The organism is Kitasatospora sp. NPDC001119, assembly GCF_053598475.1.
In genome coordinates, this window is record NZ_JBSFKI010000020.1 from 31,682 (window position 1) to 49,395 (window position 17,714).

Annotated in this window: 13 protein-coding genes; 6 read left to right on the forward strand and 7 right to left on the reverse strand. The window is 73.1% G+C overall.

Going from position 1 to position 17,714, the window contains the following annotated elements:
* Positions 1–136 precede the first annotated feature (136 nt).
* Positions 137–2,305, forward strand: a complete 2,169-nt coding sequence (locus ACWDD9_RS24330; RefSeq protein ID WP_449812642.1) for a putative bifunctional diguanylate cyclase/phosphodiesterase — start codon at positions 137–139, stop codon at positions 2,303–2,305.
* A 300-nt stretch (positions 2,306–2,605) separates the two neighbouring features.
* On the opposite strand, the gene ACWDD9_RS24335 is transcribed toward ACWDD9_RS24330, so the two are convergent.
* A complete protein-coding gene (locus tag ACWDD9_RS24335; protein ID WP_449812643.1) occupies positions 2,606–3,697 on the reverse strand; it encodes an LLM class flavin-dependent oxidoreductase in 1,092 nt (363 codons plus the stop codon).
* Positions 3,698–4,340: 643 nt separating this feature from the next.
* On the opposite strand from ACWDD9_RS24335, the gene ACWDD9_RS24340 reads away from it, so the two are divergent.
* Together ACWDD9_RS24340 and ACWDD9_RS24345 are read left to right on the forward strand one after the other, a co-directional pair.
* Positions 4,341–4,928, forward strand: coding sequence for a DedA family protein (locus tag ACWDD9_RS24340; protein WP_234348218.1), 588 nt, complete (start codon positions 4,341–4,343; stop codon positions 4,926–4,928).
* 412 nt (positions 4,929–5,340) lie between these two features.
* Positions 5,341–6,618 carry a hypothetical protein gene (locus tag ACWDD9_RS24345; RefSeq protein ID WP_449812644.1) on the forward strand — a complete coding sequence of 426 codons (1,278 nt, stop codon included), beginning with the start codon at positions 5,341–5,343 and terminating at the stop codon, positions 6,616–6,618.
* A 123-nt stretch (positions 6,619–6,741) separates the two neighbouring features.
* Here ACWDD9_RS24345 and ACWDD9_RS24350 read toward each other — a convergent pair whose 3' ends face one another.
* From ACWDD9_RS24350 to ACWDD9_RS24375, 6 genes are all read right to left on the reverse strand, one after another.
* On the reverse strand, positions 6,742–7,647 hold the full coding sequence (locus ACWDD9_RS24350; RefSeq protein ID WP_380743834.1) for an alpha/beta fold hydrolase: 906 nt from the start codon (positions 7,645–7,647) through the stop codon (positions 6,742–6,744).
* Positions 7,644–8,882 carry a branched-chain amino acid ABC transporter permease gene (locus ACWDD9_RS24355; protein WP_079272676.1) on the reverse strand — a complete coding sequence of 413 codons (1,239 nt, stop codon included), beginning with the start codon at positions 8,880–8,882 and terminating at the stop codon, positions 7,644–7,646. Before ACWDD9_RS24355 ends, ACWDD9_RS24350 begins: the two co-directional genes overlap by 4 nt.
* A 98-nt stretch (positions 8,883–8,980) precedes the next feature.
* Positions 8,981–9,847, reverse strand: a complete 867-nt coding sequence (locus ACWDD9_RS24360; protein WP_074005092.1) for a branched-chain amino acid ABC transporter permease — start codon at positions 9,845–9,847, stop codon at positions 8,981–8,983.
* The gene (locus ACWDD9_RS24365) at positions 9,847–10,644 is read right to left on the reverse strand and encodes an ABC transporter ATP-binding protein (protein ID WP_449812692.1); all 798 of its coding nucleotides are present in this window, start codon (positions 10,642–10,644) and stop codon (positions 9,847–9,849) included. The genes ACWDD9_RS24360 and ACWDD9_RS24365 overlap by 1 nt, the downstream gene beginning before the upstream one ends.
* 113 nt (positions 10,645–10,757) lie before the next feature.
* Entirely contained in the window at positions 10,758–11,498 is a 741-nt protein-coding gene (locus tag ACWDD9_RS24370) for an ABC transporter ATP-binding protein (protein WP_074005091.1), read from the reverse strand.
* Positions 11,499–11,596: 98 nt separating this feature from the next.
* Entirely contained in the window at positions 11,597–12,868 is a 1,272-nt protein-coding gene (locus ACWDD9_RS24375; protein ID WP_449812645.1) for a substrate-binding domain-containing protein, read from the reverse strand.
* Between the two features lie 479 nt (positions 12,869–13,347).
* Between ACWDD9_RS24375 and ACWDD9_RS24380 the strand changes: the two genes are divergently transcribed.
* The 3 genes from ACWDD9_RS24380 (at position 13,348) to ACWDD9_RS24390 (ending at position 17,587) form a co-directional block, all read left to right on the forward strand.
* Positions 13,348–14,109: a CoA transferase subunit A gene (locus ACWDD9_RS24380; RefSeq protein WP_449812646.1), complete on the forward strand. Its 762-nt coding sequence runs from the start codon at positions 13,348–13,350 to the stop codon at positions 14,107–14,109.
* 4 nt (positions 14,110–14,113) lie between these two features.
* Positions 14,114–14,830: a 3-oxoacid CoA-transferase subunit B gene (locus ACWDD9_RS24385; RefSeq protein ID WP_449812647.1), complete on the forward strand. Its 717-nt coding sequence runs from the start codon at positions 14,114–14,116 to the stop codon at positions 14,828–14,830.
* A gap of 630 nt (positions 14,831–15,460) precedes the next feature.
* A complete protein-coding gene (locus ACWDD9_RS24390; protein WP_449812648.1) occupies positions 15,461–17,587 on the forward strand; it encodes a glycosyltransferase family 2 protein in 2,127 nt (708 codons plus the stop codon).
* The last annotated feature ends 127 nt before the right edge of the window (positions 17,588–17,714 follow it).

Sequence of the window (17,714 nt, forward strand, 5' to 3'; positions counted from 1 at the left end):
CGCGCACCGGCGCCCCACGACGGGCGGCCCCGCAGCGGACCGACTCCGAGGACCACGACAGAGTGCGGAGCCGACCGCCGGGTCCCGACTGGCCGGCCGGACATCGTCAAGCGTCAGCAGCGGACGGGAGCATGCCGTGCCGGGCCAGAACGAGGGGGCCGACGCACACCACCCGGGCGGGCGGCACGAGGAGTCACCGTGCCACCGCCACCTCGCCTCTCCGGTCCTGGAACCGGTCCTCGATCCGGCCCTTGAACCGACCCTGGGACCCACCGCCGGATCAGCCGCCGGATCAGCCGTCGGACCTGTCGTCGGATCGACCGGCGGAACGGGCGGCGGGCCCGTCTCCGGATCCGTCACCGGGCCGGCCGCGGGGCCCGTCACCTCCTTCACCGCCCTCGGGACGCTGACCGAGCCGGAGCCGCTGCTCTGCCCCACCTGCGCGGCCCCGCTCAGCGGCGACGCCCGCCGGGAGCGGGGGCTCACCCGCGGCAGCGGCCGGGAGAGCATCGACACCGACCGGCTGCTGGCGGCGCTGCGGGCCAGCGAGTCCCGGTTCCGGGCCGCCTTCTGCGACGCCGTCATCGGCATGGCCCTGATCGATGCCGAGGACCGGATCATCGAGGTCAACCCCGCCTTCGCCGCCCTGATCGGACAGGGCGTCGGCGACCTGGTCCGCACCCACCTGCACGAGATCATCGACCCGGAGGGCATGCCGGACCGGCTCTTCTCCGAACTCGTCCGCGGCGAGCGGGAACGGTTCCGCGTGGAGAAGCAGCTCAAGCACCGCGAGGGCCACACGGTCTGGAGCAAGGTCACCGTCTCGCTGATCCGGGACGGCGCCGGGGACCCCCTCTACACCCTCGCGCTGGTCGAGGACATCACCGAGCAGCGCCGGCTCGGCGACCGGCTGGAGTACCAGGCCCTGCACGACCCACTGACCCGGCTGCCCAACCGGACCTACTTCTTCGAGCGGCTCGACGCCGCCTGCCTCGCGCCGACCGACCAGCCGGGCCCGGTCGGCGCCCCGGACGAACGCCGGGTCGGGGTCTGCTACCTGGACCTCGACGGCTTCGCGGCGATCAACGAGGCGCTCGGCCACCACATCGGCGACCAGCTGCTGATCGCCGTCGCCACCCGGCTGCGGCGCGGGTTCGACGGGCGCGACACCCACCTGGTGGCCCGGATGGGCGGCGACGAGTTCGCCGTACTGGTCACCGACAGCCTGGGCAGCGAGCAGCTGACCGAACTGGCCGCCCGGATCCTGGAGGTGCTGGAACGTCCCTTCGACGTGGCCGGGCACCGGCTGGTGGTCACCGCCAGCGTCGGCGTGGTCGAGCGGTCCGTGCACGAGACCACCTCGACCGACCTGGTCAAGGACGCCGACGCCACGCTCTACTGGTCCAAGGCCGACGGCCGCGCCCGCTGGACCCTCTACGACCCGGACCGCGGCGCCCACCAGCTCACCCGGCAGCTGCTCGCCACCGCGCTCCGCCCGGCCCTGGAACGCGGCGAGTTCGCGATCGAGTACCAGCCGCTGGTCGGCCTGGCCGACGGCACCGTGCACGGCGCGGAGGCGCTGGTCCGCTGGCGCCACCCCCGCTACGGGACACTCTCCCCGGACCGCTTCATCCCGCTCGCCGAGGAGACCGGCGCGATCGTGCCGCTCGGGACCTGGGTACTGGAGGAGTCCTGCCGCCAGGCCCGGCAGTGGCTCGCCGAGTTCCCCGAGACCGAGACCTTCGTGAGCGTCAACCTCGCCGCCCGCCAGATCTGGGACTCCGACATCGTCGCCGACGTCGCCCGGGCCCTCGAACGCACCGGCCTGCCGGCCCGACTGCTCCAACTGGAGATCACCGAGAGCGCCCTGCTCGGCCCCGGCGGCCGGCCCCTCCAGGCCCTCCAGGCGCTCGCCGACATGGGCGTGCGGATCGCGATCGACGACTTCGGCACCGGCTACTCCAACCTGGCCTACCTCTCCAGGCTGCCGGTGCACGTGCTCAAACTCGACGGCACCTTCATCGAGGGCTTCCGCGAGCCCTCCCCGACGGACCGGCCCGGCCGCCCGGAACTCGGCTCCCGCCGCAGCGACGCGGACGAGCAGATCGTCGGCGCGATGGTGCAGCTCGCCCACACCCTCGGCCTGACCGTCACCGCCGAGGGCATCGAGAGCGCCGCCCAGGCCGAACGCCTGCGGCTGACCGGCTGCGACACCGCCCAGGGCTGGTACTTCGCCCGCCCCGGCGAGGCCGAACTCGTCGCGGCCATACTCCGCGACGGCCGTCCCGCCCTACAGGGCCGCTAGCCGCAGGGGCGGGCCGGAACGAGACGGGGCCTCGGCCGGTGCCCGCCCGGAGCCGGCACTTCGCCCGCCCCCGGCGAAGCCGAACCGGCCGCAGCGAGCAACAGCCGAGGGCCGGGCGGGCCGACGGGTCGGTCCGCCCGGCCCGCGGTGGTGTGGCCCACCGCCGCGTGGCGCTCGGCCCGCGCCCCGGGCCGGCCCGGGGCGCGGCGTCGGGCCTCCCGGCGGCGGTCACGGCCGTGGCAGGACCGCGGGCCGCCAGTCCCGGCGGCCGGTCTCGCCACAGCCGTCAGGCCGCAGCCGTCACACCGTCGCCGTCAGGCCGTACGCCTCGGCGATCAGGCCGTACGAGCGGAGCCGGGCCTCGTGGCCGTGGATGTGGGAGGTGACCATCAGCTCGTCCACGCCGGTCCGCTTGCGCAGGGCCTCCAGCCCGTCGGCGACCCGACCCGGGTCGCCGAGCACGACGTTGTCGAGCCAGCTGTCGATGAAGTCGGCCTCGACCGGGCTGTACGGGTACTCCTCGGCCTCCTGCGGGGTGGGGATCGGGCCGGGGTTGCCGCGCCGCAGGCGGAGCATGCCGAGGGCCGCGGAACGGGCGAGGCGCCGGGCCGAGGGCTCGTCGTCTGCGGCGACCGCGCTCACGCCGATCAGCGCGTACGGCTCGGCGAGCACGGCGGAGGGGCGGAAGGACGAGCGGTAGAGGTCCAGCGCCGGGACGGTGTTGGCGCTGCTGAAGTGGTGGGCGAAGGCGAACGGGAGGCCGAGGCGGCCCGCCAGCTGGGCGCTGAAGCCGGAGGAGCCGAGCAGCCAGACCGGCGGGCGGCCCTCGCCCTTGGGGACGGCCGTCAGCCGGGCGTACGGGTGGCCGTCCGGGAAGTCGCCGTCGAGAAAGTGGGTCAGCTCGGCGAGTTGCTGCGGGAAGTCGTCCGCGCCTTCGGCGAGGCCGCGGCGCAGCGCCCGGGCGGTGGCCTGGTCGGTGCCGGGGGCGCGGCCGAGTCCGAGGTCGATCCGCCCGGGGTGCAGGGCTTCCAGCAGGCCGAACTGCTCGGCGATGGCCAGCGGGGCGTGGTTGGGGAGCATGACGCCGCCGGAGCCGAGCCGCAGCGTGGTGGTGTTGGCCCCGAGGTGGGCGAGCAGGACGGCGGGGGTGGAGCTGGCCACTCCGGGCATGCCGTGGTGCTCGGCCACCCAGAAGCGGTGGTAGCCCCACTGTTCGGCCCGGCGGGCCAGTTCGGTGGTGGCGGCGAGGGCCTCGGCGGGCGTGTGGCCGACGCCGACCGTGGCGAGGTCGAGGATGGAGAGCGGGGCGGGTGCCGTTCCCCGGGCGGTGCCCCGGATCGCCGTGTCGGCCGCCGGTTCGGCTCCGTGCTCCTGCTGGTCCTCGGTGGTCATCCCGTCCGCCCTCCTGGCTGCCGTCCTTGAGCCGGCCGTCGTGGCCGGCCGCGCGGGCCCGGGTGGTCCGCCGGTCGCTGTCGCCGACCGGGGTCAACCACGGCCGGGGGCTCGCTGTTCCCGCCTCGGGGATGTCGTCCGGCCACGGTCCGAGTGGGTTTCGGCCATTTCGCACGGGCGTCCGACCGACCGTTCGGCTGACGGAGAGCCAGTGGGCGAACACGGCTGGCGACTTCCCGCCAGCGCCGGAAGTCGCCAGCCCGGGCCCTCGCGACCGGGGGCCGGCGTCCGGCAGGCTTGGGCCCAGAGGCGGACCGCCGGAGCGGGATCCGCACTCCACCAGCAAGATCGTCGGGCTGGACCAGCACCGGACGATCACTGCGAGCCCTCGGCGCGGCACCCCGCCCCGGGGGCTCGTTCGGTTTCGGCGGCCCTCCGCCGCCCGGGCACCCCTCACCCCGGCCGACCCGGACATACGGCCCGGACGCACGGCCCGCAGCCTCGGGGCACGGCCGGAATCAGCACTCGTGATCCATGCCATACCGGGGTGCTTCATGGCATGAAAAGTCGAGGCGCTAGCGTTGACCCCTGCAGCCACCTGCTCCCCCGGGAGGCACGGAGGGAGTAAAGGGTCTTGAACTTCGTGGCCGCGATCGGATCCTCGTGGATCTGCGCGCTGGCGCTCGTCGCCGTGCTCGGGGACGCCCTCCTGCCGTTCATCCCCAGCGGGACGCTGGTCATCCTGGCCGTGCTCAAGACCTCGCAGATCAACGGCGCGCCCCTGATGCTCGGACTGGGCGTGGCGGTGGCCTCCTTCCTGGGCGACCTCCTGCTGCTGAACCTGGCCCGGCGCGGCGCCCCGGTGCTGCACCGCCGACTCGCCCGGCGCCCGAAACTGGCGGCCAGCGTGACCCGGGTCCAGGAGGCCCTGATCGAACGCCCCCACGGAGCGGCCGCCGCGATGGTGGTGGTCGCCCGGTTCGTCCCGGCCGGCCGGACCGTCCTCGACCTGGCCATCGGCCACTCCCCCGCCCATCCGCACCGGTTCCTGCACTGGTCGGCACTGGCGGCACTGGTCTGGGCCGCCTACATCGTGACGCTGGGCTGGCTGAACAGCCACTGGTTCAACACCGCCTGGCTGAGCCTCGTGGTCTCCTGCGCGGCGGCCACCGCCATCAGCACCGCGATCGCGCGCATGGTGCGCCGCACCCGGCGACTCGCCGCGCTCTGACGGCCCGCCCGGCCGCCCCCCTTCTCTCCCTCCTTTCCCCTCCCGCCCGGCCCACCCGGAGCGGCCCCATAGCGGGCTTCGGGCCGCCCGGCCCAGCAAGGGGCAAAAGTTTTCCCAAAAGGGCGACCAACCGGGCCGAACGCTGACGAACTCCGGCGGGGAGCGGACCGACCGGCGGTAGCGTACTGACCGGACCGCACGGGGCGGGAAGCGTCACAGGACGGCAACAGTCGAGGCATCCCCGCAGCCCAGCCGTACGCGCCCGGCGTGTTGAGAGTCGTCAGCGCTCGGCGACCTTGGTGGCCGCTGCGGCGACATGACATGCTAACGGCGGAATATTCATCAATTGCCCGATTTGACCGGTGCGGCCGCGGGCCGCCCTCACCACCGGTATCGGCACCCAGGGGAGACCATGACCAGCATCTCGCGCAGGACGGTGCTCAGCGCAACCGCCGCGACCGCGGCCCTCGGCGCGGTCGCGGCCTGCTCCAGCGGCGGGTCCGGCTCGGGCCAGGGCTCCCCCTCCCCCGGCCCCGGCGGCGCGAGCACCACCCAGGGCGGCAGCGGCGACCCCACCCAGGCGGTGGTGCCCAAGGGCACCCCGATCGGCGACGGTTCCAACGCGGACACCGGCCCGCAGCCGAACCAGCCCAAGCCCGAGAAGCTCAAGCCGGGCGAGCGGCCGCCCCAGTTCGTGGTCTTCTCCTGGGACGGCGCCGGCGGCACCGAGGACGGCCAGTTCCCCCGCTTCCTGAAGCTGGCGGAGCAGCACAAGGCCACGATGACCTTCTTCCTCTCGGGCATCTACGCCCTGCCCAAGGGCAAGGCGGACCTCTACCACCCGCCGAAGCACTCGGTCGGCGCCTCCGACATCCCGTACCTGTCGGACGGCGCGGTGAAGAGCACGCTCAAGCTCGTCAGCCAGGCCTGGCTGGCCGGGCACGAGATCGGCACCCACTTCAACGGGCACTTCTGCTCCAGCCGTCCGGACAAGAACGGGGTCAACGTGTGGACCCCGGAGGACTGGCAGAGCGAGATCGACCAGGCGATCGGCTTCGTCACCCAGTGGCGGACCAACACCGGTTTCACCGATGTCGACCCGCTCCCCTTCGACTACAAGAAGGAGCTGATCGGCGGCCGCACCCCGTGCCTGGAGGGCCAGAAGGCGCTGCTGCCGACCATCGCCAAGCTGGGCTGGAAGTACGACGCCAGTTCCTCGGGCGGCCTGCAGATATGGCCGCAGAAGGTGCAGGACGGCAAGGTCTGGGACTTCCCGCTGCAGTCCATCCCGTTCCCCGGGCACACCTTCCAGGTCCTGTCGATGGACTACAACATCCTGGCCAACCAGTCCGCCGGCAGTACCAAGGGCGACCCGGCCAAGTACGGCGACTGGCGCACCCAGGCCACCAACTCCTACCTGGCGGGCTTCGAGCGCGCGTACAACGGCAACCGCGCGCCGTTCTTCGTCGGCAACCACTTCGAGCAGTGGAACGGCGGCATCTACATGGACGCCGTCGAGGAGACCCTCAAGACCATCGCGGACAAGCCCGACGTCCGGCTGGTCTCCTTCAAGCAGCTCGTCGAGTGGCTGGAGGTGCAGGACCAGTCCACCCTGCGCAAGCTGCGCTCGCTCAACGTCGGCCAGGCGCCGGCGGGCGGCTGGGAGAGCTTCCTCGGCACGGCGGGCTGACCCGCCGGGGAGCGGCGGGACGGGGCACCGGCGGCGGCCGGCGGGGGTGCGGGCCCCCGCCGGCCGTCGGCGTTCCGGTCTGCGTCCTGATCGGTTCCCGGTCGGCGTTCCGGGGCGGACCGGCTACCCGGCGGTGAGGGCGTCCGCGAGCAGGATGCGGACGATGCGGTCCGCCCCGGCCTCGCCCCAGAGGATCGAGTAGTGGTTGGTGTCCGGCACCGGCGAGGCGGGCACCCGCTCCCGGTCCAGCCCGGCCAGCCCGATCCGCTCGTGGTCGTAGAGGCCCTGCGGCTCGTCGAACAGGCCGCGCTCGGCCCAGATCAGGTCGGCCGGGCAGGGCAGCCGGTGCACGGCGGCGGCCGCGTCCTCGTCCAGCAGGACCTGGGCGCCGTCGGCCTGCACGGCCTCCAGCACGCAGGAGGAGCGCAGTTCGGGCTCAGCGCCGACCAGGTCGCGCTGGGTGTAGGCGTCGATCCCTTCGGTCCACTCACCGGCGAAGGCGGGGTGCCCGCGCCAGAACTCCCGGTAGGCCTCCCGGTCCGGGAAGGTCGTGGACAGCCGGGCCAGCGCGGGGCCGAGCACCGCGGCCAGGGCGTCCTCTTCGCGGACGCCCTGCGGCAGCGGGAAGGTCACCGCCCCGTCGACCAGCAGGACGCGGCGGACCAGGTCGGGGTGCCGGACGGCGGCCAGGGCGGTGACCCAGGCCCCCATCGAGTGGCCGACCACCGTGACGGGCCCCGAGCCGAGCGCGCCGATCAGCGCGGCCACGTCGTCGGCGTGCCGGGCCAGGCCGTACGGTCCGGTGACCGAGCGGCTGGCGCCGCGGCCCCGCAGGTCGGGCGCGAGCAGGGTGACCCGGCCGGCGAGCCGGCGGGCGACCTCGTACCAGGCGAGGCCGTTGGCGGTGATGCCGTGCACCGCCACGACCGTCGGGGCCTGCGGGTCCTCGGCGGGCCAGCGCAGGACGGCCAGGTCCCCACCGGGCACGGGGACGGTCAACTCCTCGGGCTTCAGCGGCGACTGGCTCACGCGGGGGTACCTCCGGTGGGGTGGGCGGTTCCGGGGCCGGCCGGCGCCGGGGCGGAACGGCCGGTGCGGGCGGATCGGATGCGGGCAGGCAGTCTAGCCAGGCCGCCGGGCAGCAGGTAGACCACGGCGACGAACAGGGCGCCCAGCAGGAACAGGGGTTGGGAGAGCGGCACGCGCAGCACCGCCGGAAGGTCGGCGACGGCCGACGAGTTGGCGAGATCGCCGAGCCGGTGGCTCGCCCAGGTGTAGAGGACACCGCCGAGCAGCGGCCCCCAGCGGGTGCCGGAGCCGCCGAGGACGACCATGACCAGGAGCGCGAGCGTGGCGTCCGAGGTGGCGGCCTGCGGAGTGGCGCCACCGGTCAGCAGCAGGTAGACCACCCCGCCCAGCCCGGCGAGCCCGCCGGCCAGCACGAAGGCGACCAACTTGTAGCCGTACGGCCGCAGTCCGAGCACCTCGACCCGGCGTTCGTTCTCCTTGATGCCCTCCCAGACCCGGCCGATCGGGGACTTGACGGCCCAGTGGACCGCGGCGACGGTCAGCACCAGGTAGCCGACGGCGATCCAGTAGAGGTTGGCGGTGTTCTCGATCCCGAGCAGGCCGGAGGGCAGCAGGTCGGCCGGGGCGGACCGGCCCTCCTCGCCACCGGTGGCGCCACCGGGGTTGCGCTGGACGAGGATCGAGCCGGCCTGGGCGAAGGCGAGGGTGACCATGGAGAAGCCGATGCCGGTGACCCGCAGGCTGACCGAGCCGAGCAGCAGGGCCAGCAGGACGGAGCAGGAGACGCCGAACACCGCGGCGGCGGCGAACGGCAGTCGCAGCTCCAGCATGCCGAGGTCGGTGGCGTAGAGGCCGGTCGCGAAGTAGAGCGCGTGGCCGAAGGAGAGCAGTCCGGTCCGACCGAGCAGGAGGTCGTAACCGGTGGCGAGCCCGCCGTAGAGGAGGCACAGGGCGAGCAGTTGGAGGCTTCCGGGGCTGCCGAGCGGGCCGTCGAGCAGTCCCGGGACGGGAAGCGCACTGTATGGGGCGACAAGGAGCGTGATCAGCAGAGCGATCGGCCACCAGCGTAGCGCTCTGTGCGCGCCAGTCCAGCGATTAGTGACTGGATCACCCGTTCGAGGGATGGCGCCGGACTCGGCCCTGTGTTCACAATGGGTCTCGGCAAGGCCGGTGTCAGTCCCCCTTGCCACAGTGGCGGTGTCGGTGGAGCTGGTGTCAGTCCCCTCTGCTGACATGGTGGTCACGGCAGGGCTGGTGTCAGTCCCCCCTGCCGGAGCGGCGGCGCTGCGGCCGGCCGCGGGGCCACCGGTGCTCGTGATCGGTGTTTCGGCGCTCACGCGAGCCTCCCGGTGAGTCCACGGGGTCGGACGAGAAGCAGCACGGCGAGCAGGACGACGACCGAGAGGTCGCCGAGCCCGGCGCCGGTGTAGTAGTTGGCGAACTGCTGGACGAGGCCGACGCCCACCGAGGCGACGGCGGCTCCGGTCACGGAGCCCATGCCGCCCATCACCACGACGACGAAGGCGAAGATGAGCAGGCCGGTCCCCTGGCCGGGATTGACCGAACCGAAGTAGAGGCCGCCGAGGGCGCCACCGAGGGCGGCGGCCGCCCCGCCGAGGGCGAAGACGAGGGTGAACGCCTTCCGGACGTCGATGCCGAGCGCCGTGACCATCGCCCGGTCCTCGACGCCGGCCCGGACGATCAGCCCGTAGCGGGTGCGGGCGAGGAACAACCGAAGAGCGAGCAGCAGCAGGGCGGCGGCGGCCACCAGCACGAAGCGGTTGACCGGGACGGTCGCCCCGAGCACGTGCCAGGTGCCGGACAGCAGCTCCGGCTGCGGGAAGGGGCGGGAGTCCGCGCCCCAGATCCCCATCAGCAGGGCGGGTACGGCGAGCCCGACCCCGACGGTGGCAAGGATCTGGTCGCGCGGCCGGCTGTAGAGCGGCCGGATCAGGAAGAGCTCCAGCAGGACGGCGGCGGCCGTTCCGACCAGGGTGCCGAACGGCACCGCGAGCCAGAAGGAGAGACCAGCCTCGGCACCGGCCCACCAGGTGGCGTAGGCGCCGATCGAGAGCAGGGCGCCGTGCGCGAAGTTGAGCACGTCCATCAGACCGAAGATCAGCGACAGACCGGAGGCGACCAGGAAGTACAGCGCACCGAGACCGAGTCCGGTACAGAAAAGGAGGACGACAGTGTCCATCAGGGCTTCACCTCGGCGGTGACGACAGGGGCGGCCGGGGCGGCCGGGGCGGCGGCGGGCCGGGGCCCGCCGGCGAGCGGGTGACGGGAGCCGACGCCGAGCAGGCGGCGGGCGGCCTCCTCGTCGGCCAACAGCTCGGCGGTGTCTCCGCGGTGGGCGGTACGGCCGTCGGCCAGGACGGCGCAGGTGCCGGCCAGCCGGCGGACGAGGGCGAGGTTCTGCTCGACCAGGAGGACGGGCACGGCCTCGGCCGCACGCGCCAGCACCTCGGCCACCTCGGCGACGATCTTCGGGGCCAGGCCCTTGGTGGGCTCGTCGGCGATGATCAACCGGTTGCGGTTGAGCAGCGTCCGGCCGATCGCCACCATCTGCTGCTGGCCGCCGGAGAGCGTCCCGGCCAATTGCCCGGCCCGCTGCTTGAGTTCGGGGAAGAGCTCGTGGACGAGTGCGTAGTTGGGCTCACCGGCCTCGCCGCCACTCCCACTCCCGCTCCCGCTCCCGCTCCCGGCAGCGCGCTCGGCGAGGCGGAGGTTCTCGGCGACCGTGAGGCCGGCGAAGATCCCCCGGTCCTCGGGCGCGTAGCCGATGCCATGACGAACGACCAGATGCGTGGGAAGGGAGGAGAGTTCGGAGCCGGAGAGCCGGATGCTTCCGGTGCGCGGCACCAGGCCCATGACGGCCTTGACGGTGGTGGTCTTCCCGGCGCCGTTGCGGCCGAGGAGCGCGGTCACCCCGACGGGGGCCACGTCGAAGTCGACGCCGTGCAGGATGTGCAGCCCGTCGATGACCACCCGCAGATCGCGGACGGAGAGGAGGGGTTCGGCAGCGGACGACGGCGAGGACGCGGACGACGGAGAGGAGGCGGAGTGCGCCGAAGGAGCGGGGCGCTGAGCGGAGAACGGAGAGGAGGTCACAACGCCTCACCCAGGTAGGCCTGTTGCACGGTCGGGTCGGCCATCACGGCCTCGGGGGTGTCCAGGGCGAGCAGCGTGCCGTGGTGCATCACCGCGAGCCGGTCGGCGAGGCCGAGCAGGACGTCCATGTGGTGCTCGACCATCAGGACGGTCCGGCCCAGGTCACGGTGCACGGAACGGATCAGCTCGGTGAGGGCGGGCACCTCCTCCGCGCTGACTCCGGCCATCGGCTCGTCCAGCAGGATCAGCCGGGGCTCCGAGACCAGCAGGACGGCCAGCTCCAGCTTGCGCTTCTCCCCGTGCGAGAGCGCACTGGCCAGGGTGTCCGCGCGGTGGGTGAGATCGGTGCGTTCCAGGGTGTCGGCCAGCTGCTGCTCGTAGCGGTCGGCGCGGCGCCAGAGCCGGTACGAGGCACCCGGTCCGGCTGCCGCCTGAGCGGCCAGGCGGACGTGGTCGGCGACGGTCATCCCCGGCCAGAGCGAGGAGGTCTGGAAGGTGCGGCCGAGCCCGCGGCGGGCCCTGGCGTGCACCGTCTCGGCGGTGATGTCCGCGCCGTCGAGGTGGAGGCTGCCGTGGGTCGCCGGGTAGATGCCCGAGATCAGGTTGAAGAGGGAGGTCTTGCCGGCGCCGTTGGGCCCGATGAAGGCGATGAACTCGCCTTCGCCGACCGAGAAGGAGACGTCCTCGACGATCGGCACGCCGCGGACGGCCCAGCCGAGCCCGTCCAGACGCAGCACCGGAGAGGAGGACACGGAGGACCGCGCGGACGAGGTGGACGCGGCGGAGGCAGCCGAGGAGGCGGAAGGAGTCGACGTGGTGCGGGCGGGCATCGGGATCAGCCCGCCATCGGGGTGACCGGGGGTGCAGCCTCGTCCGCGGTCAGGGTCTTCTCCACCGAGGGCTTGGCGGCGGCACCGCTGCCGGTCAGCCGCACCTGGAACATCGGCTGGAGCAGGGCGTGGTCCTCGGCGCGGACCGTGGTCTTCCCCTTCACCCCGTCGAAGCTCCAGCCCTCCAGGGCCTTGACCAGGGCCGAGGTGTCGTCGGCGGAGCCGTGGTTGGACTCGACGGCGTGCACGATCATCTGGGCGGCGGTGAAGCCGTCCGGGGTGAAGATGTCCGTCTTCCCTCCGGCAGCGGTGACGGCATCGGTCATGGCCTTCTCCACCGGGGTGCCGGCGGCGCCGTCGAAGTAGTGGTTCAGGAAGGAGATCTTCTCGGCGGCCGGGCCGAACAGCGGGTAGGAGGCGGCCAGGTCGAGGCCGGTCACGACCTTGGTGTCGGCGAACACGTCCTGCTGGTTGAGCGCCGTCCACAGGGCCGAGGCGGTGTCGCCGGCCCAGGCGACGAACAGCAGGTCGGGCTTGGCGGTCTTGGCCTGGGTGGCGAAGGGGGTGAGGTCGGTGGCGCTCGGCGGGGCGAGCACCTGGTCGACCGTCGCGCCCTCGGCGCCGAGCAGTGCCTTCACGGCGGCCACGTTGGCCTGGCCGAAGGCGTTGTCCTGGGCGAGCACGGTGACCTTCTTGCCCTTGGCGTCACCGATGAACGAGGCCGCGGTCTTGATGTCCTGGTAGGACTGGCGGCCGGAACGGAAGGTGTACTTGTTCAGACCGGTGGCCTTGTCGGCGGCGGCCGGGCCGCTGATGAAGAGCACCTTGTTCTGGGCGGCGATCGGACCGATCTGGAGGGCCACACCGGAGGCGGTGGAACCGGCCAGCACCTTGTAGCCCTTGCCGATCAGGTCCTTGGCGGCGGACACCGCCTTGGCCGGGTCGCCGGCGTCGTCCTGCTCCTCGAACTCGATCTTGTGCCCGTCGACCGCGCCGGTGCCCTTGGTCGCGTAGCTCAGGCCGGCCTTGAAGCCCTCCAGGTACTGCTTGCCGTAGGCGGCCAGCGGCCCGGTCTTGGAGTACACCAGGCCGACCTTGATCGGGCCCTTCGATCCACCGTCCGCCGCGGTCGTCCCGGCCGTGCCGGCCTTGGCGCAGCCCGAGGCCAGCAGGACGCAGGCCGCGAGGGCGGCGAGCTTCCGGGCCGGGCCGCCGGTCAGGGAGTCGCCCAGGCGAACGCCGGAGGCGGTCCTGGAGGGGTTTGTCGAGCTGCGCATGGTGACCGACTCCTGAAGTGCGGCGGGTGGATGCGGGAACCGTAGGTGTGCGGTGGGAACGGCGACATGTGGCCGGTCGACGTATCAGCCGGTCGGGATGTGGCTCCGGTCGACATACCGTCGGCCCGCCGCCGTCCCCCGGGCGCCCGGGTGTGGCCCGCCGACACGGCTCAGCGCCCACCCATAGGGGTGGCCGCCATGGCTGCGCCCACCCCTGCCCGGTGACGGTGGAGGGGCGCGGAGCCCGTCCGACGGCAGCCAACCCCAGCGGCGTGCCCGACCCCGGTCCGGCCCAGGCAGGACCCCAGCCCGGCCTGGTACGGCCACGGGCTCCGCGCGGCGGCCGAGCCCGCCGGCCGCCCCTCCCACAAGCCCGTCCCACCTGCCCGTCCCACCTGCCCCGTCCGCTGCACCACCCCGGCCGCGCTCCGCCCCTTCCTCTTCCACCCCCTCCGCCCACTCCCTCACGAGGTGACCCCTTGGACAAGGTCCTGGACTCCCCCGCCGACGCCGTCGGGGACGTTCCCGACGGCGCGGTGCTGGCCATCGGCGGCTTCGGCCTCTGCGGCATCCCCAGCACGCTGATCGGCGCCCTGGTGGACTCCGGCGCCACCGGACTGCGGGTGGTCTCGAACAACTGCGGGGTGGACGACTGGGGGCTGGGCCTGCTGCTGCGGGCGGGCCGGATCGCCCGGATGACTTCCTCGTACGTCGGGGAGAACAAGGAGTTCGCCCGGCAGTACCTCTCCGGCGAGCTGGAGGTGGAGCTGACCCCGCAGGGCACGCTGGCCGAGCGGCTCCGGGCGGGCGGCGCCGGCATCCCGGCGTTCTTCACCCCGGCCGGGGTCGGCACCCAGGTCGAGGAGGGCGGGCTGCCCTGGCGCTACGCGGCCGACGGCTCGGTGGCCCTGGCCTCCCCGCCGAAGGAGGTCCGGGAGTTCGGCGGCCGTCGCTACCTGCTGGAGGAGGCGATCACGGCGGACTTCGCGCTGGTCCGGGCCGAGGTGGCGGACCGGCACGGCAACTGCGTGTTCCACGCCGCCGCCCGGAACTTCAACCCGCTCTGCGCGGCGGCGGGCCGGATCACCCTGGTCGAGGCGGACCGGATCGTCGAACCGGGCGAGCTCCCTCCGGACGCGGTGCACCTGCCCGGGGTGTACGTCGACCGGGTGGTGGCCGCCGACCCCGAGGACCGCCGCATCGAGCGCCGGACCGTCCGCCCCGCACTCCAGGAGGCCTGAGCCGATGCCCACCGAGACCGCAGTCCGCGCCACCACCACCGCCGCCACCGCCCTCGGCACCCCTGCCGCCCCCGCCGCCGCCACCGCTCTCGACCCCCGCAACGCCCTGGCCGCCCGCGCCGCCCGCGAGTTGCGCGACGGCCAGTACGTGAACCTGGGCATCGGTCTGCCGACCCTGATCCCCAACCACCTCCCGCCGGGCGTCGAGGTGGTGCTCCACTCGGAGAACGGCATCCTCGGCGTCGGCCCGTACCCGGAGGAGGGCGCCGAGCACGCCGACCTGATCAACGCCGGGAAGGAGACGGTGACGGTCGCCGCCGGCGCCTCGTACTTCGACTCCGCCTTCTCCTTCGGCATGATCCGGGCCGGGCGGATCGACGTCTCGGTGCTCGGCGCGATGCAGGTGTCGGCCGCCGGGGACCTCGCCAACTGGATGATCCCCGGCAAGATGGTCAAGGGCATGGGCGGCGCGATGGACCTGGTGCACGGGGCCCGTCGGCTGATCGTGGTGATGGAGCACACCGCCCGGGACGGCTCGCCGAAGATCGTCGAGTGGCTGTCACTTCCCGCGACCGGCCGGGGAGTTGTGGACCGAATCGTCACCGACCTCGCGGTGGTCGACGTGACCCCGGAGGGGCTGCGGGTGGTGGAGACGGCGCCGGGCGTGGACTTCGCCGAGGTCCAGGCCGCGACCGGCGCGCCCCTGCTGCCCCCGCTCTGACCAGCCCGGCCGACCAGCCTGCCTGACCAGCCCGGCCCCGTACGGACGGCCGGATCGCCCCGAGGGGCGGTCCGGCCGTTCCGCTGCCCCCGCCGGCACACGACAGCGACCCCGCGAACGGCTCCACGGGCAACTCCGCAACAGCCCTCCACCGCAGCCGAGTTCCGCGGATCGCCCGGGCCGGAGCGAATTCACCGCATTAGCACCAACGCCCGCCGGATCGGCCGGAAACCGTGGCATCTTCATGCCTGGGCGACGGCGATCTCCCGGACTGGTTGCGATCACCGTTGCGCTCAGGGAGAGTTGAGGCGGCCAAGGATCCCGACGTACCCGGAGGGGAAGCTGGAAAGTGCATCGGGATCCCGGATTCGAGGCCGCCGTACCGACGCACAACCGAACCGGTCGCACACGCCGAATCTGCCGGACGGCCCGGGAACTGCCCGAGAACCGCAGTTCGCCGGGTCTCGTTCCAGCCGGTTCCGGCTGTTCCCAGCTGTTTCCAGCTGATTCCGGCCGGTTCCACCCTGTTCCACCCGGACGGCTCCGAGTCGAGGCAGACCCACGCAAGAGCCGAGCGAGCCGAGTGAACCGAGCGAGCCGCGCAAGGCGCGAACTCCGGGGGGAGCAGCTATGACCACGCCGCCGTTCTCACGACGCAAGGGCGTCGGAACGGCCCACGGGCGAGGTGCCGGGGAGTTGGACGAGGCCGCCCTGCGCGCCCTTCCCATACCCGAAGCCCCTTACGACTACGGCCACTTCAGCCGTCTCGCGGGCCCGGCGTACGACCCGGACGAGGACGACGACCTCGGCGGCGGCGTCTACTGGCCCGAACCGGTCGCACCGCACCCGCCCTCCCCCGGCGGACCGCACGACCCCACCGCATACAGCCCCACCCCGTACGGCCCCGCCCCGACAGCCGCCCCGTACGAGCCGCCCCCCGCGGCCCCCTACCGCGTCCGGTACCGCAGCCTGCTGCGCCGCGAGCCGCACCGGATCCGCGCCGCGCTGCTGCTGATGGCCGCCCCCGTGGTGGAGGCGGTGCTGCTGGTCTGGCTGCTGCTGCCGGAGCACTGGCCCGAGCGGCTGGACGAGACGAACTCCCTGGTGCTGCTCGGCGACAAGGTGATGATCGGCATCATCGCCGTCGTCGAGGTGTTCCGGCTGGTCAACGTCGTCTCCAACACCCACGCCACGCTGGTCGCCCGCGACCCGGTCCCGGTGACGCCGGAGCCCGGCACCCGGGTCGCCTTCCTCACCACCTGCGTGCCGGGCAAGGAGCCGCCGGAGATGGTCCGGGCCACGCTGACGGCGGCGCGGGCCGTCCGGCACAACGGACCGTACGACGTCTGGTTGTTGGACGAGGGAAACGATCCTGCAATGCGGGAGCTCTGCGCCGAGCTGGGCGTGCGCCACTTCACCCGCGCCGGCCGGCCGCACTGGAACCGGCCGAAGGGCCGGTTCCGCGCCGGGACCAAGCACGGCAACTACAACGCCTGGCTCCAGGCCCACGGCGACGACTACGAGTTCTGGGTGTCCGTGGACACCGACCACGTTCCGCTGCCGGACTTCTGCGAGCGGATGCTCGGCTACTTCCGCGACCCCGACGTGGCATTCGTGGTCGGCCCCCAGGTGTACGGGAACTACCGCAGCTCGGGATCGGCCGTCACCAAATTCTCCGAGAGCCAGCAGTACCTCTTCCACGCCCTCATCCAACGCGCCGGAAACCGTTACGGCGCGCCCATGTTCGTGGGCACCAACAACGCCGTCAGAATCAGCGCGCTCCAGTCGATCGGCGGGTTGTACGACTCCATCACCGAGGACATGGCGACCGGTCTGGAGTTCCACCGGAGCCGGAACCCGGAGACCGGAGAACGCTGGAAGTCCGTGTACACCCCGGACGTGCTCGCGGTCGGCGAAGGCCCGTCCTCCTGGACCGACTTCTTCTCCCAGCAACTGCGCTGGAGCCGCGGCACCTACGAGACCCTGTTCACCCAGTACTGGCGGGTGCTGTGGCGGCTGTCGCCCGGCCGACTGCTCAACTACTCGCTGATGGTGGGCTTCTACCCGATGGCGGCGCTCACCTGGCTGCTCGGCGGCCTGTCCAGCGTGCTCTACCTGGGCTTCGGCGCCTCCGGCGTGCACGTCTCCTCGGAGATCTGGATGATGCTCTACAGCGACGCCGCCGCGCTCCAGCTCCTGCTCTACACCTGGAACCGCAAGCACAACGTGAGCCCGCACGAGCCGGCCGGCTCCTCCGGGGTCGCGGGCATGGTGATGTCGGCGCTCTGCGGTCCGGTCTACGCGGCCTCGCTGCTCCAGGCGCTGGTCCGCCGCCGCAGCCGCTTCGTGGTGACGCCCAAGGGCAGTTCGGCCAGCACCGACCGGCTCGGCACCTTCCGCTTCCACCTGTTCTGGACGCTGGTGTTCGGCGGCGCGATCGCCGCCTCCTACGTCACCGGCTACGACCACGTCGCGATGCGCACCTGGGCCTGGATCGCCCTGCTGCTCACCCTCCTGCCGGTCCTGATCAGCGCCGGCGACGCCGTACGCCGCCGCCGGACCCGCCCCACCGCCACCCTCACCGTCACCGGCGACCCGACGGCGGCCCCGCAGGTCGTCCTGGAGAAGCGCCGCCCGCGCCACGCCCGCGACCCCCGAGCCGCCCGGACCGCCGGACCGGCGCAGCCCGCACCTCCCGCCCCCCGACCCGGACGAACCTCACCCGACCACGCCGACAGCGGCAGACCCTCCCACTGACCGGCACCCTCCCACTGACCAGCACCGCCGCCTGACCAGCACCACCCACCGACCAGAGCCGCCCCGCCGACCAGCACCACCCACCGAACAGAGCCGCCCACCGACCAGAGCCCCCGACCGCCTCCCG

What these genes read in the sequence shown, in the direction of transcription:
- ACWDD9_RS24335 (WP_449812643.1), bottom strand. Translation starts at nt 3,697, where the DNA reads ATGACCACCGAGGACCAGCAGGAGCACGGAGCCGAACCGGCGGCCGAC.
- ACWDD9_RS24345 (WP_449812644.1), top strand. Translation starts at nt 5,341, where the DNA reads ATGACCAGCATCTCGCGCAGGACGGTGCTCAGCGCAACCGCCGCGACC.
- ACWDD9_RS24355 (WP_079272676.1), bottom strand. Translation starts at nt 8,882, where the DNA reads ATGTCAGCAGAGGGGACTGACACCAGCTCCACCGACACCGCCACTGTG.
- ACWDD9_RS24360 (WP_074005092.1), bottom strand. Translation starts at nt 9,847, where the DNA reads ATGGACACTGTCGTCCTCCTTTTCTGTACCGGACTCGGTCTCGGTGCG.
- ACWDD9_RS24375 (WP_449812645.1), bottom strand. Translation starts at nt 12,868, where the DNA reads ATGCGCAGCTCGACAAACCCCTCCAGGACCGCCTCCGGCGTTCGCCTG.
- ACWDD9_RS24385 (WP_449812647.1), top strand. Translation starts at nt 14,114, where the DNA reads ATGCCCACCGAGACCGCAGTCCGCGCCACCACCACCGCCGCCACCGCC.
- ACWDD9_RS24390 (WP_449812648.1), top strand. Translation starts at nt 15,461, where the DNA reads ATGACCACGCCGCCGTTCTCACGACGCAAGGGCGTCGGAACGGCCCAC.